The sequence below is a fragment of the Cytobacillus sp. FSL R7-0680 genome (assembly GCF_038009245.1).
In the GTDB taxonomy this organism is placed as follows: domain Bacteria; phylum Bacillota; class Bacilli; order Bacillales; family Cytobacillaceae; genus Cytobacillus; species Cytobacillus kochii.
Window position 1 is genome coordinate 2,620,052 of record NZ_JBBPAO010000001.1, and the last position, 19,509, is coordinate 2,639,560.

Annotated in this window: 18 protein-coding genes; 4 read left to right on the forward strand and 14 right to left on the reverse strand. The window is 37.6% G+C overall.

Annotated features, from left to right (window positions below; translation table 11 throughout):
* Window positions 1–173: 173 nt before the first annotated feature.
* Together ald and MKY26_RS13060 are read right to left on the reverse strand one after the other, a co-directional pair.
* A complete protein-coding gene (gene ald / locus MKY26_RS13055) occupies window positions 174–1,304 on the reverse strand; it encodes an alanine dehydrogenase (protein WP_307318163.1) in 1,131 nt (376 codons plus the stop codon).
* 175 nt (window positions 1,305–1,479) lie between these two features.
* Entirely contained in the window at window positions 1,480–2,739 is a 1,260-nt protein-coding gene (locus MKY26_RS13060; RefSeq protein ID WP_322910413.1) for a PucR family transcriptional regulator, read from the reverse strand.
* A gap of 291 nt (window positions 2,740–3,030) precedes the next feature.
* On the opposite strand from MKY26_RS13060, the gene MKY26_RS13065 reads away from it, so the two are divergent.
* The gene (locus MKY26_RS13065) at window positions 3,031–4,416 is read left to right on the forward strand and encodes an alanine/glycine:cation symporter family protein (RefSeq protein ID WP_328197467.1); all 1,386 of its coding nucleotides are present in this window, start codon (window positions 3,031–3,033) and stop codon (window positions 4,414–4,416) included.
* A gap of 76 nt (window positions 4,417–4,492) precedes the next feature.
* On the opposite strand, the gene MKY26_RS13070 is transcribed toward MKY26_RS13065, so the two are convergent.
* On the reverse strand, window positions 4,493–4,726 hold the full coding sequence (locus MKY26_RS13070) for a hypothetical protein (RefSeq protein WP_095372053.1): 234 nt from the start codon (window positions 4,724–4,726) through the stop codon (window positions 4,493–4,495).
* Window positions 4,727–4,905: 179 nt separating this feature from the next.
* On the opposite strand from MKY26_RS13070, the gene MKY26_RS13075 reads away from it, so the two are divergent.
* Complete coding sequence (locus MKY26_RS13075) at window positions 4,906–5,421, forward strand: MerR family transcriptional regulator (RefSeq protein WP_322910414.1); 516 nt, start codon at window positions 4,906–4,908, stop codon at window positions 5,419–5,421.
* 423 nt (window positions 5,422–5,844) lie between these two features.
* On the opposite strand, the gene MKY26_RS13080 is transcribed toward MKY26_RS13075, so the two are convergent.
* Window positions 5,845–7,161, reverse strand: coding sequence for a Na+/H+ antiporter family protein (locus tag MKY26_RS13080; protein ID WP_322910415.1), 1,317 nt, complete (start codon window positions 7,159–7,161; stop codon window positions 5,845–5,847).
* Window positions 7,162–7,400: 239 nt separating this feature from the next.
* Window positions 7,401–8,903: a leucyl aminopeptidase gene (locus MKY26_RS13085; RefSeq protein ID WP_095372050.1), complete on the reverse strand. Its 1,503-nt coding sequence runs from the start codon at window positions 8,901–8,903 to the stop codon at window positions 7,401–7,403.
* Window positions 8,904–9,109: 206 nt separating this feature from the next.
* Here MKY26_RS13085 and MKY26_RS13090 point away from each other — a divergent pair, with 206 nt between their 5' ends.
* Window positions 9,110–9,586 carry a divergent PAP2 family protein gene (locus MKY26_RS13090; RefSeq protein WP_095372049.1) on the forward strand — a complete coding sequence of 159 codons (477 nt, stop codon included), beginning with the start codon at window positions 9,110–9,112 and terminating at the stop codon, window positions 9,584–9,586.
* Between the two features lie 19 nt (window positions 9,587–9,605).
* Complete coding sequence (locus MKY26_RS13095; RefSeq protein ID WP_307318173.1) at window positions 9,606–10,400, forward strand: cobalamin-binding protein; 795 nt, start codon at window positions 9,606–9,608, stop codon at window positions 10,398–10,400.
* A 34-nt stretch (window positions 10,401–10,434) separates the two neighbouring features.
* On the opposite strand, the gene MKY26_RS13100 is transcribed toward MKY26_RS13095, so the two are convergent.
* The 9 genes from MKY26_RS13100 to MKY26_RS13140 all read right to left on the reverse strand — a co-directional run bounded on the left by MKY26_RS13100 (window position 10,435) and on the right by MKY26_RS13140 (window position 19,497).
* The gene (locus MKY26_RS13100; RefSeq protein ID WP_224938001.1) at window positions 10,435–11,133 is read right to left on the reverse strand and encodes a 3D domain-containing protein; all 699 of its coding nucleotides are present in this window, start codon (window positions 11,131–11,133) and stop codon (window positions 10,435–10,437) included.
* A 259-nt stretch (window positions 11,134–11,392) separates the two neighbouring features.
* The gene (locus tag MKY26_RS13105; RefSeq protein ID WP_341097863.1) at window positions 11,393–11,938 is read right to left on the reverse strand and encodes a hypothetical protein; all 546 of its coding nucleotides are present in this window, start codon (window positions 11,936–11,938) and stop codon (window positions 11,393–11,395) included.
* Between the two features lie 129 nt (window positions 11,939–12,067).
* Window positions 12,068–12,973, reverse strand: coding sequence for a nuclease-related domain-containing protein (locus tag MKY26_RS13110; protein ID WP_341097864.1), 906 nt, complete (start codon window positions 12,971–12,973; stop codon window positions 12,068–12,070).
* A gap of 116 nt (window positions 12,974–13,089) precedes the next feature.
* Window positions 13,090–13,413 (reverse strand): YuiB family protein, encoded by a 324-nt coding sequence (locus MKY26_RS13115; protein ID WP_224938003.1) that lies wholly within the window; start codon window positions 13,411–13,413, stop codon window positions 13,090–13,092.
* 200 nt (window positions 13,414–13,613) lie between these two features.
* Window positions 13,614–15,038, reverse strand: coding sequence for a dihydrolipoyl dehydrogenase family protein (locus MKY26_RS13120; RefSeq protein WP_341097865.1), 1,425 nt, complete (start codon window positions 15,036–15,038; stop codon window positions 13,614–13,616).
* Window positions 15,039–16,247, reverse strand: coding sequence for a dihydrolipoamide acetyltransferase family protein (locus MKY26_RS13125; RefSeq protein ID WP_341097866.1), 1,209 nt, complete (start codon window positions 16,245–16,247; stop codon window positions 15,039–15,041). It lies immediately after the preceding gene.
* An 18-nt stretch (window positions 16,248–16,265) separates the two neighbouring features.
* Complete coding sequence (locus MKY26_RS13130) at window positions 16,266–17,282, reverse strand: alpha-ketoacid dehydrogenase subunit beta (protein ID WP_233435203.1); 1,017 nt, start codon at window positions 17,280–17,282, stop codon at window positions 16,266–16,268.
* A 2-nt stretch (window positions 17,283–17,284) separates the two neighbouring features.
* Window positions 17,285–18,346, reverse strand: a complete 1,062-nt coding sequence (gene pdhA, locus MKY26_RS13135) for a pyruvate dehydrogenase (acetyl-transferring) E1 component subunit alpha (RefSeq protein WP_341097867.1) — start codon at window positions 18,344–18,346, stop codon at window positions 17,285–17,287.
* A gap of 14 nt (window positions 18,347–18,360) precedes the next feature.
* Window positions 18,361–19,497 carry a Leu/Phe/Val dehydrogenase gene (locus tag MKY26_RS13140; protein WP_341097868.1) on the reverse strand — a complete coding sequence of 379 codons (1,137 nt, stop codon included), beginning with the start codon at window positions 19,495–19,497 and terminating at the stop codon, window positions 18,361–18,363.
* Window positions 19,498–19,509: the final 12 nt, after the last annotated feature.

Here is a 19,509-nt window from a genome sequence, read left to right on the forward strand (position 1 = left end):
CTGAAGATACGTTAACCATCATAGCAAAAGAATACTAAATGAAGGCTATAAGAAAATCGCGTTCAACATGATTTAGTATCAACTGAACTACTCCTACAAATTCATACATCGTCTAATATATCATCCAAAAAGTAAAAAAACCTACCCCTATTAAGAGGTAGGAGAAAGTATCATTAGTTTGTTATTTCTTCATTTGCGAATGCTGCATCGACTTGAACATAATCATAACCTAAGTCCCTTGCGACTGCTTCATACGTTACATGCCCATTTACTACGTTTACCCCTAATTTCAATGCTGGGTTTTGTTCAACAGCTAGATGTGCACCTTTAGTCGCTATTTGTAATGCATAAGGAATTGTTACATTCGTTAATGCGATTGTTGATGTTCTTGGCACGGCACCTGGCATGTTTGCCACAGCATAATGCACAACACCATGTTTAATATATGTTGGATCATCATGTGTAGTTACATGATCAACCGTTTCAAGAATACCACCTTGGTCAACCGCAACGTCGATAACGACTGCACCAGGTTTCATCGTTTGAATCATTTCTTCTGTTACTAATTTTGGCGCTTTTGCTCCTGGAATGAGTACAGCACCAATTACAAGGTCAGCTTCTTTTACGGATTCAGCAATATTTAATGGATTAGACATTAATGTTTGAATGCTATTACCGAAAATATCATCAAGTTGACGAAGTCTTTCAGGGCTTAAATCAATGATTGTTACATCTGCACCAAGACCAATGGCCATTTTCGCAGCATTAATACCCACAACGCCCCCACCAATAATCGTCACTTTTCCTCGAGATACACCTGGCACACCTGCAAGTAATATTCCTTGGCCACCGTTTGTTTTTTGTAAGAATTGCGCTCCAACTTGTGTAGCCATTCTACCGGCAACTTCACTCATTGGTGTTAATAATGGAAGTGTACGGTTCACCTCAACTGTTTCATATGCAATAGCCGTTACTCCACTTTTCACTAGCGCATCTGCCAATTCTGGTTCTGCTGCTAAATGCAAATAAGTAAACAATACTAGGCCTTTACGGAAATAGTCATATTCAGTTGGTAGCGGTTCTTTTACCTTCATTACCATCTCCGCTGCCCATGCTTCTTTTGCCGTGCCTACGATTTTCGCGCCTGTTAACTCGTAATCTTGATCTTGAAATCCACTTCCGAGTCCTGCAGTCGTTTCAATAAGTACTTCATGTCCAGCTTTTACTAATGCATCTACCCCCGCTGGTGTCATTGCTACACGGTTCTCGTTGTTTTTAATCTCTTTAGGTACGCCGATAATCATATCCTTTTGGCCCCTTCCATTTATTATATTAATTTTTAAGTATGAATAAATTGCATAGAATAAATTGTCAAATAATAAATGACAATTTTATGTTTCCCTATTGTCAGTATAATAATAGAATGTTGAAATGACTTTGTTTATATTTGAAAAATGAAAAAGCATCATTTGTGTAATTTCACAAACGATGCTTTTTTTCTATGTATTTGCGGATTTGCAGTTCTAAATACAAGGAAAATTTCTCATGTGTACTTTTAAAGTTCACATGAGTGAGTTCTGTAATTCTCTTCAAACGATAATTTAATGTATTAACGTGAACATGCAGGACTTTAGCAGCGTCATTTACATTGCTATCATTTAAAATAAAGGCCTCTAGCGTCATTAATAGCTCCGTTCGATGAGCATGGTCATAATCAATTAAACGTTGGATGACGGGATGTTCATATGCATCACGGCTTCTTATATCAAGAATGGCATCCAAATATTTAAAGACACCTAATTGGTGATAAGTATAGATTTCTTGCATTTCTTTCGGATATTGTGATTTTAAACGAAGTACTTCTAAGCATTCTGAATAGCGATCTTCAACATGGTCATAGGTCAATTTCAAACTACTGCTGCCACTAATGATATGATCAATTTCAAACCTTACATACATTTGATTGATAACAAACTGTACAAACTCAGATAAATCTGTTTCATTTGCCTGTGTAGATGGCGGAGATGCTAGTAAGATAAAATCATTACCCATCGTTGCATAAAAAGTCATATGGATTTTTTGGCTCGTTGAAATAAGATAAATCATGCTTTGTTCTGTTTGCATGTCTATATCGTCAATAAAACGAAAAATAATGACAGCAGAGTGTAGAGATGGTTTGATATGAAAATCATCTAACTTGTCTACTACTTCTGCATGCTTGGGATATCTGCCAGTTAACAACTGCCAGAAAAAATCCTGATAGCTTTCTTCTCTTTTCTTTTTTTGACGATAAAGCTTCAACAATTCAATTCTTGCCGATTGAGCAGCCAGTTTTAGTAAATACATATCTTCTGCTGTAAGAGACTTATCTCGTTCGACCACCCAAATATAGCCAAGCACCTCTTCTTGATGCCTGATAGAGATTGCTACCCTATTCCCCAGCCCAATTTCTTTAATTTCTGGAATCTTTAATGGTTCAGCACTCCTTAATAATTGAGGTATAGCATCTGCTTTCCATAAACTATTTATTACCTTTTCGGGAACTTTTCTGCTAATAATCGTTGCAATTCTAGCCTGATCGGTTTGGTCATCATGCGTACTATAAGCTAATAACCGATGATTAGCATCTTCAATAGTAACTGGACATTCAAGAACATCTCTAATTTTATCCACAAATGTTTCTAAGTTATCAAATGATCGTTTAAATGGATCTTTCCCGTACTGTTTTTCTCTCCCCATTTCAAACCTCCAACTGCCTCTTTTTTTTATTATATCTAAACCTTTACATGCTGTCGAAAAGCTCTTTTTAAACTTATTGATTATTATAAATAGTTAAACTTTTTTAAAATTGATTGAAGTTATCCTTGTATAATTTTACAATAATAAGTATTCTTATAATTTTCCGTGCACTTCAATCATTTTATTAAGATAGTATGATTTTGGTTTATGTTTAAGAAAGCGATTACATCTAAAAAAATATAGTATGGTATGATATTCAACTATAGAGAGGAAGATTCATCTGTGGACATTATGAACATACTTGAAAAAGTTAATTCCTTTTTGTGGGGAACCCCCAGTTTAATCTTATTGTTTGGGACGGGCCTACTTCTAACAATCATGCTTAAAGGTCGTACATTTACGAAACTCTATTATGCTTTTAAATTAGCATTTACAAAGGAAGGGAACGCTAAGGATACAAATGATGAAGGCGATGTAAGTAATTTCAAAGCGTTAATGACTGCATTGGCAGCAACAATAGGGAATGGAAACATTGCTGGAGTCGCCACAGCTATCACTTTAGGTGGACCAGGCGCCATTTTTTGGATGTGGATTGTTGGGCTTTTCGGGATGGCTACTAAATACGCGGAAGCCTTACTAGCAATGAAATATCGTGTAAAGAATAGCAATGGTGAATATTCAAGTGGACCCATGTACTATATTGAGAGAGGATTAGGAGCTAAGTTTAAATGGTTAGCCATTGCCTTTGCCATTTTTGGTGCTTTTGCCGCTTTAGGTATAGGGAATAGCGTGCAATCTAATACGATTGCTCAAGTAGCTAGTGAATCCTTTGGTATCAACAGTGTTATTACTGGCATCGTTTTAGCTGTTTTTGCTTCACTCATTATTTTTGGAGGCATTCAAAGAATTAGTACCGTCGCTGGATACTTTGTTCCCATTATGGCTTTTCTTTATATTGGTGGCGCCTTAATCATCATTGCGGTTAATTATGAAATGATTATTCCGTCATTTCAATTAATTTTTCATTATGCTTTTAATCCCATCGCAGCAACCGGTGGTTTTGTAGGAGTTGTCGTATCAGAGGCAATTAAAAATGGTGTCTCAAAAGGAATCTTTTCTAATGAAGCTGGTTTAGGTACTGCTGCTTTAATCGCCGGTAATGCCAAAACAGACCATCCTGTGAAGCAAGCACTTGTTGCTATGACAGGCACTTTCATTGTTACCATCATCGTTTGTACAATGACTGGACTTGTATTAATCATTACTGGTTTTTGGGATTATACAGGAGGATTACTTTCTGGCGTAACCCATGACCCTAATCTCGATGGTGGTGCATTAACGAGTGCAGCGTTCGCATCAGTATTAGGAACAGCAGGAGAATATATCGTCGCTTTTTCTGTTATCTTTTTCGGATTTACAACAATTGTAGGCTGGTATGTATACGGTGAGAAATGCTTTGAATATATAGCTGGGACAAAAGGAATTGCAGGCTACCGCGCGATTTATATTATTGCTTGTGCAGCTGGTGCAATGGTTAACTTAGCTACCGTTTGGGCATTTGCTGATATGGCTAACGCATTAATGATGATTCCGAACTTAGTTGGTCTACTCCTGTTGAGGAAAGTTGTTGTACAAGAAACAGACGAATTCTTCACACAACATTATAAAATAAAATAATTGCCTTCATTACTCAAGAAATAAGAGCCTCACAAATTGAATGATTTGGGGGCTTTTTTATTATTTACTTGTTCATTTAATAAAAGGCATTCTTCTTCTTTATGTTTTTAAAGATCTTATAATGAAATAAGAATTCCTTACAATATAATTCTTCGTTGTGGTCAAAATCATAAATATTTAGAAACTCGGATAATATATTTCGATCTGCCTCTAGCCATTGATAAGCAATCCATAATTTATACTTTAATTGTTCATATAAGTGGTAATGCCCTGACTCATGGAAGATGTCTTCTAATTCGTATTCTGTCATTTTACCTGTCCTCCCATCTGTTTTCTTCATTGTCCCCACTAAGAACGATTATTACTCAAAAGGTTGTAAAATATTCACTATCTTTGACGAAGCAACACTTGTTTTGTCAAACGTAAAGGAAAATATATTTCTTTAAGCGAATGCTTCTTAATAAAGTAATGATAAGGAGGAGATTACTTTTGAATACAGGCGCTGTAGCGAAACTACTCGGTGTATCCCAAAGTACTATTCAGCGATGGATAAAACAGCTAAATTTAAATATGACAAAAAATGAGCATGGCCATTATGCTTACTCAGAAGAAGATATTCAATTATTAAAAAGAGTTCATGATCAATTAAATACAGGTGTCCTTCTTCAAGACGTAAAAGTAACTAGCAAAAAAATTCGGCACGCCACTATATCTAGTCCACAGATATCCAATGATGAACTAAGCGCAAGAATGGATATGTTAGAACAACGCTTAAATGCAAAAGCAGATGATGTGACTTCTTATCAGTTGCTACATCATCGGCAGGAGTTAGAAGAATTACACGCAGAAATTGAACGTTTACATGAACGTATACACATACTTGAAAAGAAGAATTTCATGCAAGTGTCTCCTATTCCCTCTGACAGCCCTACTGCTAGTATCTTACCCAAAAAAAGAATAAAAAAGCGTAATATTCTTACAATGCTTTTCGGCATTAAATTTTAAACAAAATTGGTTCCTCCTCAGATTTGGTTGGAACCATCTTGTTATCCTTTATGCGGTTATGCTTAAACGAATATCTGGTTCTAAAGATCGCGTTGGAAAACTAAAAGCAGATTGACTGAGGGTACTGATATTATGTCAATATCCTTTAATAGTTACTATTCATATCTTTTTGTTAAATCCTAGCTTCCTTTAGGTGTATATAGTGACATATGCAATGTTCGACTACATTTAGCTTTATGTGGCTTAGACTTTATTACTTTTTTATTTTTTACTTGATTCTGCTTTGACGGTCAGATTTACAAACATTCTTAGTGTTCATTCATGAATCAGAAAACTTGACCTATATCCATTGCCTCAGGTCGAGTTCACAAAAATAAACCCAATCAAATATGATCGGGTTTAAATAATACTCGTTTATTCTTTTTATAATACCATTGCAGCAATCCAGCCAAATATAATGACAGGGATATTATAATGGATAAATGTTGGTACACATGTATCCCAAATATGATTATGATTACCATCCACATTCAAGCCCGATGTCGGTCCAAGTGTACTATCTGAAGCAGGAGAACCAGCATCACCTAAAGCAGCAGATGCACCAATTAACGCAATCGTAGCCATTGGACTAAATCCTAGCTCTAAACACAATGGCACAAAAATGGTCGTAATAATTGGGATGGTTGAAAAGGATGAACCAATACCAATCGTAACCAACAAGCCGACTAAAAGCATTAGTAATGCACCAAGAGCTTGATTATTACCTATCATCTCAGCTACATTCGACACAAGGACTTCAACATCCCCTGTTTCTTTCAGTACATCACCGAAACCAAATGCCGCGAGCATAACAAATCCGATAAATGCCATCATTTTCATTCCATCTGTTAATAAGCTATCTGCTTCAGCGCCCTTTATGGTCCCACTTAAATAGACAGTTATAATACCGGCCACTGCTCCCATAATCATTGAATCTAGTTGTATTTGTACAACTAACGCAATAATGATTGATAATACAGCAAATAAGACACCGCGCCTACTATAAGATACCGTTTCAGTTTCTATGATTTCTGATGATTGATGATAGTCTCGCGGTTTTCGATAAGATATAAATACGGCTATTATTAATCCAACAACCATACCTAAAGCTGGCAGTAGCATAGCTAGTGGTATTTGTTGCATATCAACATTCAAACCACTACTTGTCATATTGTCTGCTAAGATTTGGTGAAATATTTGGCCAAACCCTGCAGGGATAAGCATATAAGGAGTAACTAAACCAAATGTAAGAACGGAAGCAATCAGTCTTCTGTCTATCTTCAATTCATTCATCACTTTTAATAATGGTGGGACTAAGATAGGGATAAATGCAATATGAATAGGAATTAGATTTTGTGAGAAACACGCCATAATTAACAATGATAAAATGACTAATGTTTTAGATAATCCTTTCTTCCTTGTCTCTCCTTCTTTCCCTACCTTTTGAATAATTTTATCAACAAGGAGATTAGGTAGACCTGTACGAGAAATAGCAATAGCAAAGCCTCCTAATAAAGCATAACTAAGCGCTACTTCTGCACTGCCACCTAAACCATTTGTAAAGACTTCAATTGTGTTTGTTATACCAAGTCCACCTGTTAATCCTCCCACCAATGCACCTATAATAAGGGATAACACGACATTTACACGTAATAGACTTAGTATTAACATGACTAATACAGCAAGTAAAACAGCATTCATGATTAAAACCTTTCTTTCTATTTATTATTTGCTTTATTTTAGTAAAGTGTTAGAGTAATAAATTAACATACTCATTCAAGTTCGTCAAATAATGGATTTTTAAGAAAAGTGTCATAATTCCCATTCTTATTCATCATGTTATCGAAGGTTTCACCTTTGCAAATGTGAGTTCTAAGGAGGAACAAAAAAGCATCTTAAGGAGCTTCTCATCCTTTAAGATGCTTTTAATGAATGGTTGATTACTTTACTTCAAATCTTTCTACAAGTAGAGCTAGTGTACGTGTCATTACACCTGTGGCACCAGCAGGACCTAATTCGTAAGGTTTATTTGTTGTAGATGTACCAGCTATATCCAAATGCACCCATGGTGTATCTTCCGCAAATTCTCCAATAAAGCCGCCTGCCATGATCGCATGGCCTTCTCTTCCTGGTGAATTGTTTAAATCTGCCACTGGGCTATTGCGAATTCTTTGTTTATCTTTTTCAAATAATGGGAGTCTCCACATCGCTTCACCTGCTTCGAATGAGGCTTCTAATACTTGTTCAAAGAAGGTTTCATGATTAGTAATCGCACCTGTTGTGTCTTCTCCTAAGGCAACAATAACACCTCCCGTTAAAGTAGCAACATCGACTAAATAATTGGCACCATGCTGTTTTGCGTACGTAATGGCATCAGCTAAAACGAGACGCCCTTCTGCATCTGTATTTAAGATCTCTATTGTTTTTCCACTTAATGAAGTAATAACATCATCTGGTTTAAAGGCAGATCCACTTATCATATTATCTGTTGATGGAATAACGGCTAATACATTCTGTTCTGGTCTTAACTCCCCGATGATTTCCATCGCACCCAGAACGGCTGCTGCTCCGCCCATATCTGTTTTCATTCCAACAATCCCTGTTTTCGGTTTTATCGAGTAACCACCAGTATCGAAGGTAATTCCTTTTCCAACTAAACTAATGACATCTTCCCACTGATCTTTCCCTTGATATTTTAGAACAATCATTTTCGGTGGCTCTGTCGAACCTTGATTGACAGCTAACAGCGCACCCATCCCAAGCTCTAACATTTCTTTCTTATCTAGTATTTCTATTTCAAAATCATATTTATTAGCTAACTCAATCGCATACTCTGCCATTGTTGTTGCTGTTAACATATTCCCAGGCATATTCACTAAAGTTCTTGCAGAGTTTGTTCCCTTACCATAGGCATAACCAACTGTTAAAGCAGATAAAACATCTTCTCTATTTTCAGTCGTATAGGCTGTGATTTTATCAATTGTCTTTTCAGGTTCATTTGACTTTTGTTTATATCCCTCAAAACGATAGGTAGCAAGGGTATATGCTTCACTAACTGCATGACCAACATCGAGGGCATCAAGCTGATCGGCAACCGTAAATGTGTCTAAAAAAACAGCTACTTCCGAAAGTTTACTTTTTTGAATTTCTTTAAAGGCTAATCCTATCGCTTCTTTTAATTGATTGAATTGTAATGTCTTTTTCTTACCTAGCCCCACAAATAATAATCTCTTTGCACCAATTTTATTGAAGGTATGTACTTTACTTACTGATTTTAACTTCCCTGATATATCACCTTGCTTAAGAAAATCATTCATTTGTCCTTCAAATTTTTCGTCCAGAGAAGATAATGCATCTTTTATTATATTCGGTTCATCGAACAAACCGATGATTAAAACTTCATGAGCTGAGTCATAAAGATTTTCTTTTTTAACTGTAAACATGTTAACACCTCCATAAGATATATAATCATTATATCTAATCTTTCACATTATTTCGACTAGCTAACTTTATCGTCTAAGAAGATCTGATTTTCAAATCAAAATGTTTTGTGCTAATCTGTTACTAATAGAAAATCCTTCCTTATAGTAATAATTAATTAAAATTAAACACGAACAAAGAATACAAACATCGATAAGGTGGTTAAATAATGGAATTATTTTTGAACTTTCCTCTTTGGTCAGCATTAGCTGCCATTCTCTTTGCACAATTTGTAAAAGTCCCTATTACCTTTTTTGCTACAAGAAAGCTAGATTGGTCACTGTTAACAAGTACAGGAGGGATGCCAAGCTCTCACTCTGCTGCCGTTACAGCTTTATCGACAGGGGTGGCCATCGAGGCAGGATTAGATTCAGTTCCCTTCGCAATATCAGCCATGTTTGCTATCATTACTATGTTTGATGCAACCGGAGTTCGAAGGCAAGCGGGTGAACAAGCCATTGTGCTTAATCAGCTTGTCAATGACTTTAACCGTTTTGTCGATGAAGCGAAATCATGGCCCAAAAAGCCAGACCAAGTAAAACGTAAAGAACTGAAAGAATTATTAGGCCATAAACCAGTAGAAGTGTTTTTTGGAGGATTAACAGGTATTTTATTAACATTACTCTTATATGCATTGATATTTTAAGATATTGGAGGTTTCAATCATGCGAGTCGCCTCTCTTTGCCCTAGTAATACAGAAATTCTCGCCTACTTAGGGTTAACCGATCAACTTGTTGCTGTTGATGATTACTCTGATTGGCCAGCAGCAGTAAATACTCTACCAAAGCTGGGGCCAGACCTCTCTATAGATATGAACGCTGTAGAAAAGGCTAAACCAGACCTTGTGCTGGCATCCTTAAGTGTACCGGGAATGGAAAAAAATATTCTAGCATTGGATGAACGAGGCATTCCCTACATAACATTAAATCCACAAAGCTTAACAGATATAGAAAATGACTTAATCACTGTAGCCACAGCCCTAGGTGAAAAAGAAGTCGGCATGCAGGCCGCAGCAAGCTTTCATGAAGAAGTAATGAACTTAAAAAAGTTAGCTAAACAGGTGAAAAACCCTCTCTCTATTTATTGGGAATGGTGGCCAAAGCCAGTTTTTACGCCTGGAGGTACAAACTGGCTAACTGAAATTAGTGAACTTGTGGGCGGCAAAAACCTTTTCGCATTTAAAGAACAAGCAAATATCCAGACAGACTGGGACACCATCCGTTCGCAAAATCCTGATGTCATTTGTTTAGCCTGGGTAGGTGTAAGACAAGAAAAAGTGAATCCAGTCATTTTACAGAAACGTCCAGGTTGGTCAAATATGGATGCAATGAAAAACAATAACGTTTATGTCCTAGAGGAAGAATTGTTTTGCCGTCCTTCACCAAGATTAATCGAAGGGGCAATCAAATTGGGGCAGTTATTACATCCGAAAATATATTCTTCTCCACTAAAAAAGTAATGGGTGCTCATCCCCCATTACTTTTTTAGTTTAGTTATTCTTTTGTATACTGCTGTCTAAATACTTGTAGTGATTCCGTTTCATTTAACTCTTGTAAATCTTCTTCAGTTAACGTACCATCACCGATTGATATTACATAAACATCCAAAGTTTTCTTCCCCCAAGAATTATATACATCATCTACTGTTTCATAATATAAGTCCAATTTATTTCCTTTAATGGCGCCACCTTTGTCAGCAACTACGCCAAACCCATAATCAGGAATCCACAGTATCGTACCAATGGGGAAAACAGTTAAATCTGCAGCAATCGTAGAATATAAATCCCTTTTCACCTTTACACCAGAATATGTAATACCAAATTCAGGATGACCAGGATTTTTACCTGTCGACTCATAATAGGCCGTATATCCGGTTGCGATAACTTCCTTAGTGTCGTATTGTGACCAATCCCAATCATTCAAAGAAGGTGGTTCCTCAGCAACTGTGCTTGCTGATAATTTCAAGTGATCTGCTTCCAAAGTCTTATTTAAATCTTTAAAGGCCAGTCCAATCGATTTTAAAGCATGTTTGAAAGATAGGGTAGATCCCTCTCCTTCATTAGCTTGTTCACTCATATAATCAATCACTTGCTTTGCTTCTACACCTGAAATCGTTTGGAATGTGGATAATAAAGCGAAAGAAAACGCTACAGCTATCACCATTCTTTTCGCCCATTTTTTTATATCATACATCAGTTAATCACTCCTCCCAACAATAGTCATTTCCCTTAATTCAAGGTAATATTCATTTTTTTTAGAAAGAAGCTAAACATACGGTCCTATAATCAAATAAAACCCTTATGAAAATTCAATATTCCTCATCATTTGATAGCTAACTAATAACCGCTTGGACTTTCATATCAAAAAAACCAAGAGATTCACTCTCTTGGTCCAATAGCTTTCTGCTCGAATCCTTCTACTTTTTCTTTGATCATGGGGGTTTTTGACGAGTTTATGCATGAATCCTACCACTTTTTTCTTCGGTCACGGATTTTTGACGCGTTTTCGCCTGAATCCTACCATTTTTCTCTTCGGTCACGGAATTCTGACAGGTTTTCGCCTGAATCCTACCACTTTTTTCTTCGGTCACGGATTTCTGACGCGTTTTCGCCTGAATCCTATCACATTTTCCTTCGGTCACGGATTTTTGACGCGTTTTCGCCTGAATCCTACCATTTTTCTCTTCGATTACGGATTTTTGGCGCGTTTTCGCCTGAATCCTATCATTTTTTTCTTCGGTCACGGATTTCTGACAGGTTTTCGCCTGAATCCTACCATTTTTTTCTTTGGTCACGGATTTCTGACGCGTTTTCGCCTGAATCCTACCATTTTTTTCTTCGGTCACGGATTTCTGACAGGTTTTCGCCTGAATCCTACCACTTTTTTCTTCGGTCACGGATTTTTGACGCGTTTTCGCCTGAATCCTACCATTTTTCTCTTCGGTCACGGATTTCTGACGCGTTTTCGCCTGAATCCTACCATTCTTTTCTTCGGTCACGGATTTTTGACACGTTTTCGCCTATACACTACCAAATTTCTCTTCGATCACGGAATTCTGACACGTTTTCGCCTGAACACTACCAAATTACTCATCAACCACGCATGTTGAAGCAATCCTTGCATTGTTCTATTTTCTTTCATAATAAATACCTCGGCCACTTCCTTTTAAGGAATAATTGTTTAGGAGGACTCTTCGAATAGTTGATTTGCTTATGATCCCATTACACCAATTAAATATGACTTGGTTCGTTACTTTCAAAGCAGGAAAAAGAATGGAAAAATCATGAATCAGATCTAACAATGCATTTTCTAAGGAACACTGACTTTTACACGTAGGGCAGATGACCCGATTAGCTTTCCTTTCCATCTTATTCCTACATTTTTTACAAAATAGCCCTTTGGCTAATTCCTGATATGTATACTTCGGAGTGAAGAACAATGGAGACTCGGTTTGATGGGTTAATAAAGTTTGAATAATCTTTGTATGATGGATTGTGGGGGTGTGACGCATTTGGCTTAAATTTCTTATTAAATTTGGGATTTGTGGGGGAAGAATGAGTTTCTTTCTTGGCTTAGAATCATACAGCATGAATTCAGGGTTTACAAAAACCAACAAATAATCAAAGGTTAGTTGTAAATGATGTTGATCTACAAATTGTCGAATCAGTGTTTGATTTCGTTCTATTTGAATCAATGGATTTTTTATTTCTTTATTTGAATGATACCAATGCCCATCTTTTATCGTAAAGTTACCGCTAAAATTTTTAGTCTCAAAAAAAGTAATATGATGCTGGTGAACCATGAGTGCATCTACCTGAAAAATCGTATGATTACTTTTTAGCGTGAGGTCAAATAGAATAGGAATCTCAGAAGGAAAGCCGTTTAAATATTCTCGCCACCTTTTTTCTCCTTCGTAACCTTTAAGCAATAAGTGAAAGTATTGTTTTTCATCGAGTGAAAATTCCTTTCGCACACTCAGTGCACGTAAAAATTGGAGCTGATGTGAGGGATTCAGGGGGTTAATAATGGCCATGATGTACCGCCTTTCTTTTTACATTATAAAAGATTCCATCACAATAAACGACATTATTTTAAAATACAAAAAACTCTACTTTAATATATAGTAGAGTTTCTTTCCCTATGTATAGATTAAAACATACGATATCCTCTTTTGCGGAGCATGTTAATGACTATGCCAGCAACAATGGCACCAACAAAGCCACTGCTCAAGATGAGAATATCAGCTAATTGGAGGCTCGTGATTTCCGTCCAAAGACTAGAAAAGGCAGCACGAGTGTCATTAAAGTATTCAATGAGTCGAACCTTATCAATAATCCTAATAACGACAATTGGATAAACAATTGCCATGATCCATGACATTCTTAAAAGCATATTTAATATAAAACCAATTCCGAAAAACAAAACAAAAAAGAGTAACATAGAAATCGGCAATACGAAAATGGTCATTTGCATTCAGCTTGTCCTCCCTTGCACATCAATATTAAGTTTACTGAAACTTCTCTCTATGCGTCAACATGTTCTTACAATAGAAATGACAAAAAATAAAGATTTTTCTACTTTAAAGTTAAATTTACCTTTAAATAGCATTGAAAATGTAAAAAAGCTAGAAGTGCCCATCAAGTACGCACGCCTAGCTTCATTATGATTACTGTTCACACCTTAACGGATTTTTTCTCATTCGGTTTCATATGAATCGCACGGTTATTCAAGCCCTCAATAGCTTCTAAAATGGTTTCGTTAAAACTCGGGTGAGGGTACAGTGGGAAATTTAAGTCTTCGTCACGACCAACGAGTTCCATGGCTGTGACTGCTGTACTAATTAATTCAATAGCTGAAGAACCAATGGCATGAAAGCCGAGTAGCACATCATTATCTGCATCTTTAATAATTTTCATGATGCCACTTTTTTCACTAGTCACCATCGCATAGCCATTGCCGCTATAATTGAATTGACTAACAGCAATGTTTAACCCTTTTTCTTTTGCTTCTTGTTCTGTCATCCCCACTGTTGCAAGAGGTGGTATTGTATGGGCAACTGATGGCATTAAGCTTAAATCCACTTCACTATTCAAGCCAGCTATCCTCTCAGCGACCACTTTTCCTTCTTTAATTGACTTAACAGCCGATTGCCCGCCACCCGTGACATCACCAATAGCGTATATTGTCGGTATATTTGTTTGTAATTGCTGGTTTACTTTAATAAAACCATCAGTTGTACATTCCACACCTATTCTTTGTAAATCGAGGGTCTTGATATTCCCATGATGCGTTCCTTCCATAAATACATGACTACCTTCACATGTGATCTCCTGGTCTGATTTAGATAACTTCAGCTGCAAGAGAGTATGACTTTCTTTTATATCTATTAATTGATAATCACGGTATACTTTGATTTTTTGCTTCTTTAATAATCGCTGTAACTCCCTATTAATACTTTCATCAAATGAGAAATTTTCTTTATTTAAAATGAGGGTCACATCTGCACCAAGTTGACGATAAGTAAAGGCCGCTTCTAATGCAATATAACTATGACCATAAATGATAAGATGAGGAGGAATCTCCGTTAACCGATAAAGTTCAGCTTCTGTTAGGATTTTGGCAGAGCGATACTCTGTTGGTATTTCAGCAGTGCTTCCAGTCGCTATAATGACTTTCTCAAAATCATATAAATCAAAATGATGAGACATTTCAATACCTAAACGCTTTTGATTTATAAATTGAGCCTTGCCACGAATTAACTCAATTTGGTTTGCTTTACAAAGTTCTTCTACCCCTTTACGCAACCGTTCAATTGTCATATTCTTATAATCATTTAACGATTCAATAGCAAAAGTAGGTTCATCAATAGCAAAACCAAAAGAAGCATAATGCCCTAGCGCTTCTAACTTCTTTGCAGCTTGCGCGTAAACCTTTGAGGGTATACAACCTGAGTTCAGGCAAACACCGCCCAATTCATTCTGTTCAACTAAAGTTACCTTCAACCCTAATTGCGCTGCTCGAATCGCCGCGTTGTATCCTCCAGGACCGCCTCCAATAATGATTAAATCCCGCTTTTCAGCGAATTCGCCTACAACCATTTAAATCAGCTCCACTAATAGTTTTGTTGGTTGTTCAATTAGTTCAATGAAACGGTTAGAAAAAGCAATTGATTGCGCACCATCTATGACGCGATGATCAAAAGAGATAGAAATATTCATGATAGAACGAATAACGATTTCATTTTTAGCATTTACTACCGGTTTTTTCTTCACTGCATGGAAGGTAATAATACTTGTTTCAGGATGATTGATAATTGGCGTTGCCCCTGTCCCGCGGCCAAGGGGGCCAACATTATTAACTGTAAAAGTTCCACCCTTCATATCACCAGGAGTTAGCTTACCTTCTTGTGCTTTTTTCGTTAACGATTTCATCTCCTCATGGATCGCCCGGACTGACTTTTGATTAGCTTGGTGAATGACCGGTACCATTAAACCTTCTTTTCCTTGTGTCGCCACACCTATATGATAATCCTTTAACAACCGAATGACACCTGCTTCTTCATCTAATCTTGCATTAAATAATGGGTGTTCTTTTAAGCAGATAACAACTGCTTTCAAGAAAAATGCGGCTGGAGAGAGGCGATCACCTAAATCCTTTAATTCCTTTCTCGCTTCTAATAATTGGGTGACATCGACCTCATCATAATGCGTAACATGAGGAATTGTTTGTAGAGAATGACTCATTCGTTGAGCGATGACTTTTCTAATTCCTGTAAAAGGAATAGTCTCCTCTAATTTTGTTGTTTCTACTTGTGGCTCTGTTCTCTCTTTTTTCGTTTCTTTAGCACGATATCCTTCCACAAATTGATACACATCATCATCCATTACTCTTCCCGCTGGTCCTGTACCAACAATTCTTTCTATATCTATATTTAGATCTCTTGCAATTTTTCTTGTATAAGGTGCTGCAAGTATACGTTGATAGCGATTCCCATTCGCTTCAGCAATAACTTCTTTTTCCTTACGCGGTGGAACGGCTTCAATCACTACTTCTTCTCTCTTTGCAAGGCTCTGTCCATTATCGATTGTCATAATCACCGTTCCAACCGTAACGACTTCTCCTGTTTGAAAAGGAATGGAGGTGATGACACCAGCTGAGGGAGCAGGGATTTCAGCCACCATTTTATCTGTTTGTAGTTCAACCAATGGCTGATCTATCTCCACTGTATCTCCTTCTTTGACAAAGTAATGGATAATCTCTCCTTCTGTCATTCCTTCACCTATATCGCTAAATTTCACATCAGTCATATCATCTCACCCTCCCCTCTAAAATGTGTAAGCTTTACGAATTGCTGTCTCTACTCGTTCTGTTGATGGTAAATAATCATTCTCCAAAGAAAATAATGGCACAGGTACATCGAAGCCAGTCACTTTCTCCACTGGTGCTTTCAAATATAGAAAAGAAGTATCATTTATTATAGAAATAATTTCGCTACCTAACCCGCCTGTCTCATGCCCTTCATGAACTATGACAACTCTCCCTGTTTTTTGCACAGAATCAGCAATCAAGTCACGGTCTAGTGGGTAAAGGCTTCTTAGATCAATCACATCACAGGAAATACCGTCTTTTTTCATTTTTTCACTAACTTTCATGACTAATGGAATCATTGCACCCCAAGCAAAAATGGTGACATCATTGCCTTCTTGCACACGAGTGCCTTTGCCTATTTCAATTCGATAATCACCCGTAGGTACTTCTTCTCTACTTCCACGGTATAGACGCATCGGTTCTAAAAAAAGGACGGGATCTGGGTCATCTACTGCTGCTAACAATAAACCTTTTGCATCATAAGCGTTAGATGGGCACACGACTTTTATTCCTGGCAAATGTGTAAATAATGCTTCGACACTTTCCGAATGGATTTCTGGTGAGCGGACTCCTGCACCGTATGGAGCGCGAATCACCATGGGAATATGATATTGACCGAGTGTACGCATACGCATTCTTGTCACATGAGTCGCAATTTGTTCAAATGCTGGATAGATAAAACCGAGAAATTGAATTTCGACGACTGGTTTTAGTCCCGCTAACGCCATCCCTACAGCTGTTCCGACGAACCCTGCTTCACTTAGTGGTGTATCGATGACTCTTTTTTCGCCAAAAGTCTCCTGTAAACCATCAGTTGCTCTAAACACACCCCCATTGCGTCCAACATCTTCACCCATAATAATCGTGTTTTGATCACTGTCTAGCATCGTCTTTAATCCATCCGTGATTGCTTGGATCATCGTCAACGACTGACTTGTTGCTTTCGTTTTTATTATTTCATTTGACATGACCATGATTATTGATTCCCCCCAATCAAGCCTAATTGTTCTTTTTGCCTTGATATCGTCCAAGTAGGTTCTCTAAAGACATGATCAAACATATCGTCTGTGTTAGCAGCAGGTGCATTTTCCATTTTCTCTACAGCTGCCTCTATCTCCTTACGTATATCAGATTGAATACTCTCTACCCACTCTTCACTCCAAAATCCGCGAAATTGCAAATGCTTTTCCAGCCGAAGAAGAGGATCCTTCACCTCTTTTTGACGATTGATTTCTTCCTGATCACGATATTTCGAAGGGTCATCTGCTGTTGTATGTGCCCCAAAACGAATAACAACTGCTTCAATAAGCGTTGGTCCCTCCCCTTTTCGCGCCCGTTCTAAAGCTTCTTTCACTGCATAATGTACAGCAAAAACATCCATACCATCTACCCGCACACCCGGTATCCCATAAGCAACAGCTTTCTGTGCAATCGTTTCGGAATTCATCTGTTTTTCAATAGGTAACGAAATAGCGTAACCATTATTTTGATTAAAGAAAACGACTGGTGCCTTAAATACACTTGCTATATTTAAACCCTCGTGAAAATCACCTTCAGAGGTAGCACCATCTCCAAAATAAGCAATGGCAGCGTTGTCAGTTCCTTTATACACCTCCGCTATTGCAGCGCCTGTAGCATGTGGTAAATGGGTAGCTATTGGTATGGAAGCTGGCATAATTCGCTTTTCTTTTGATGGTAAACAACCTTCAATTCTACCATTCCAATGAAGGAGCATCCGATCTAAATCTGCACCAAATGTGAGAGAGGCACCGTGATCACGATAAGTAGGAAACATCCAATCATTTTCTGATAGTGCCAGTGCGCTTCCTACTTGTGCTCCTTCGTGACCTGGAAAAGGCACATACGTACCAATCCTCCCTTGACGCTGCAATGCAACCCCCTTCTGGTCATAGGTGCGTATACGCAACATGTGATAATAAAATTCCTTTACTTTTTCCTCATTGAATTCTTCTTCATGTGACTTGTTAACCCATTCCCCGTTCTCATCGATCATTTGATATAGTGGATAACTTTCCATAGTAATGCCTCCCATCATTTAAAATCCCATTTAGGTCTTACATTCCGAGAGAAAAAGTTGCTTCTATGTTGCTGTTCTTTCATCTGTCTTTGTAGACGATCTTGGGCGGCTTCTACTGTGTTCTTTCCAGTTGTAGCAGATTCTCGATATAATTGTTGTAAGGTATGATAAATCGTTCTTGTTTTTTGCAATACTCGCTCTTTACTTGGTCCATATAATTCATCTGCTACTTGAATGAGCCCCCCAGCATTCACAATATAATCAGGAGCGTATAGGATACCCTTATCATGTAAAAGAGCGGCGTCAGAAGAATGTGCCAGTTGGTTATTAGCAGATCCGACAATGGCATGGACTCTTAATTCGCTGATGGTTCTTTCGTTTAACACTCCACCCATTGCACATGGAATGAAAATATCGGCCGATACGCGGTAAATCTCTAGATGATCAACTACTTGCACATTACCTCTTAACGTTTCTGCCTTTTCTACAAGTTCTGCTATTGCCTCTTGATTAATATCTGTAACAAACACATCACCACCAGCTTCAAGCAGTGATTCTGCAATCTTCATCCCAACTTTGCCTAATCCTTGAATACTGTATGTGCGCCCTTCCAAAAGGTCTGTACCATGTAAATAATGATTAGTTGCCTGTATAGCATAAACAACCCCTTGAGCAGTAGGGATGGACGAATCTCCTCCACCTCCATATGCTTCAGGTATCCCATTAATGAATCGCGTTTCTTTTGAAGCATGGACAAAGTCCTCCATCGTTGTTCCCATATCCGTTCCTGTATAAAATCTACCATTCAATGAATCTACAAATTGACCAAAAGCACGAAATAAGGCAGGTGATTTATCCTTTTTCGGATCACCAATAATGACTGCCTTACCTCCTCCAAAATCAACATCTGCTGCTGCACATTTTGCTGTCATGCCTTCAGCTAAACGTAAAGCGTCTTCTAAGGCGGCATCCATATTTTCATAAGGGTACATCCGCGTTCCACCAAGAGCTGGACCTAATGTGGTATTATGAATGGCTATAATTGCTCGTAAACCTGTACTCGGGTCATTACAAAAGACTACTTGTTCATGATTAGCCATCTTCTTAAAAATATCGTTTCCTACTTCTTGAGACTGATTAAGCTTCTCCATCCTTGCTCCCCC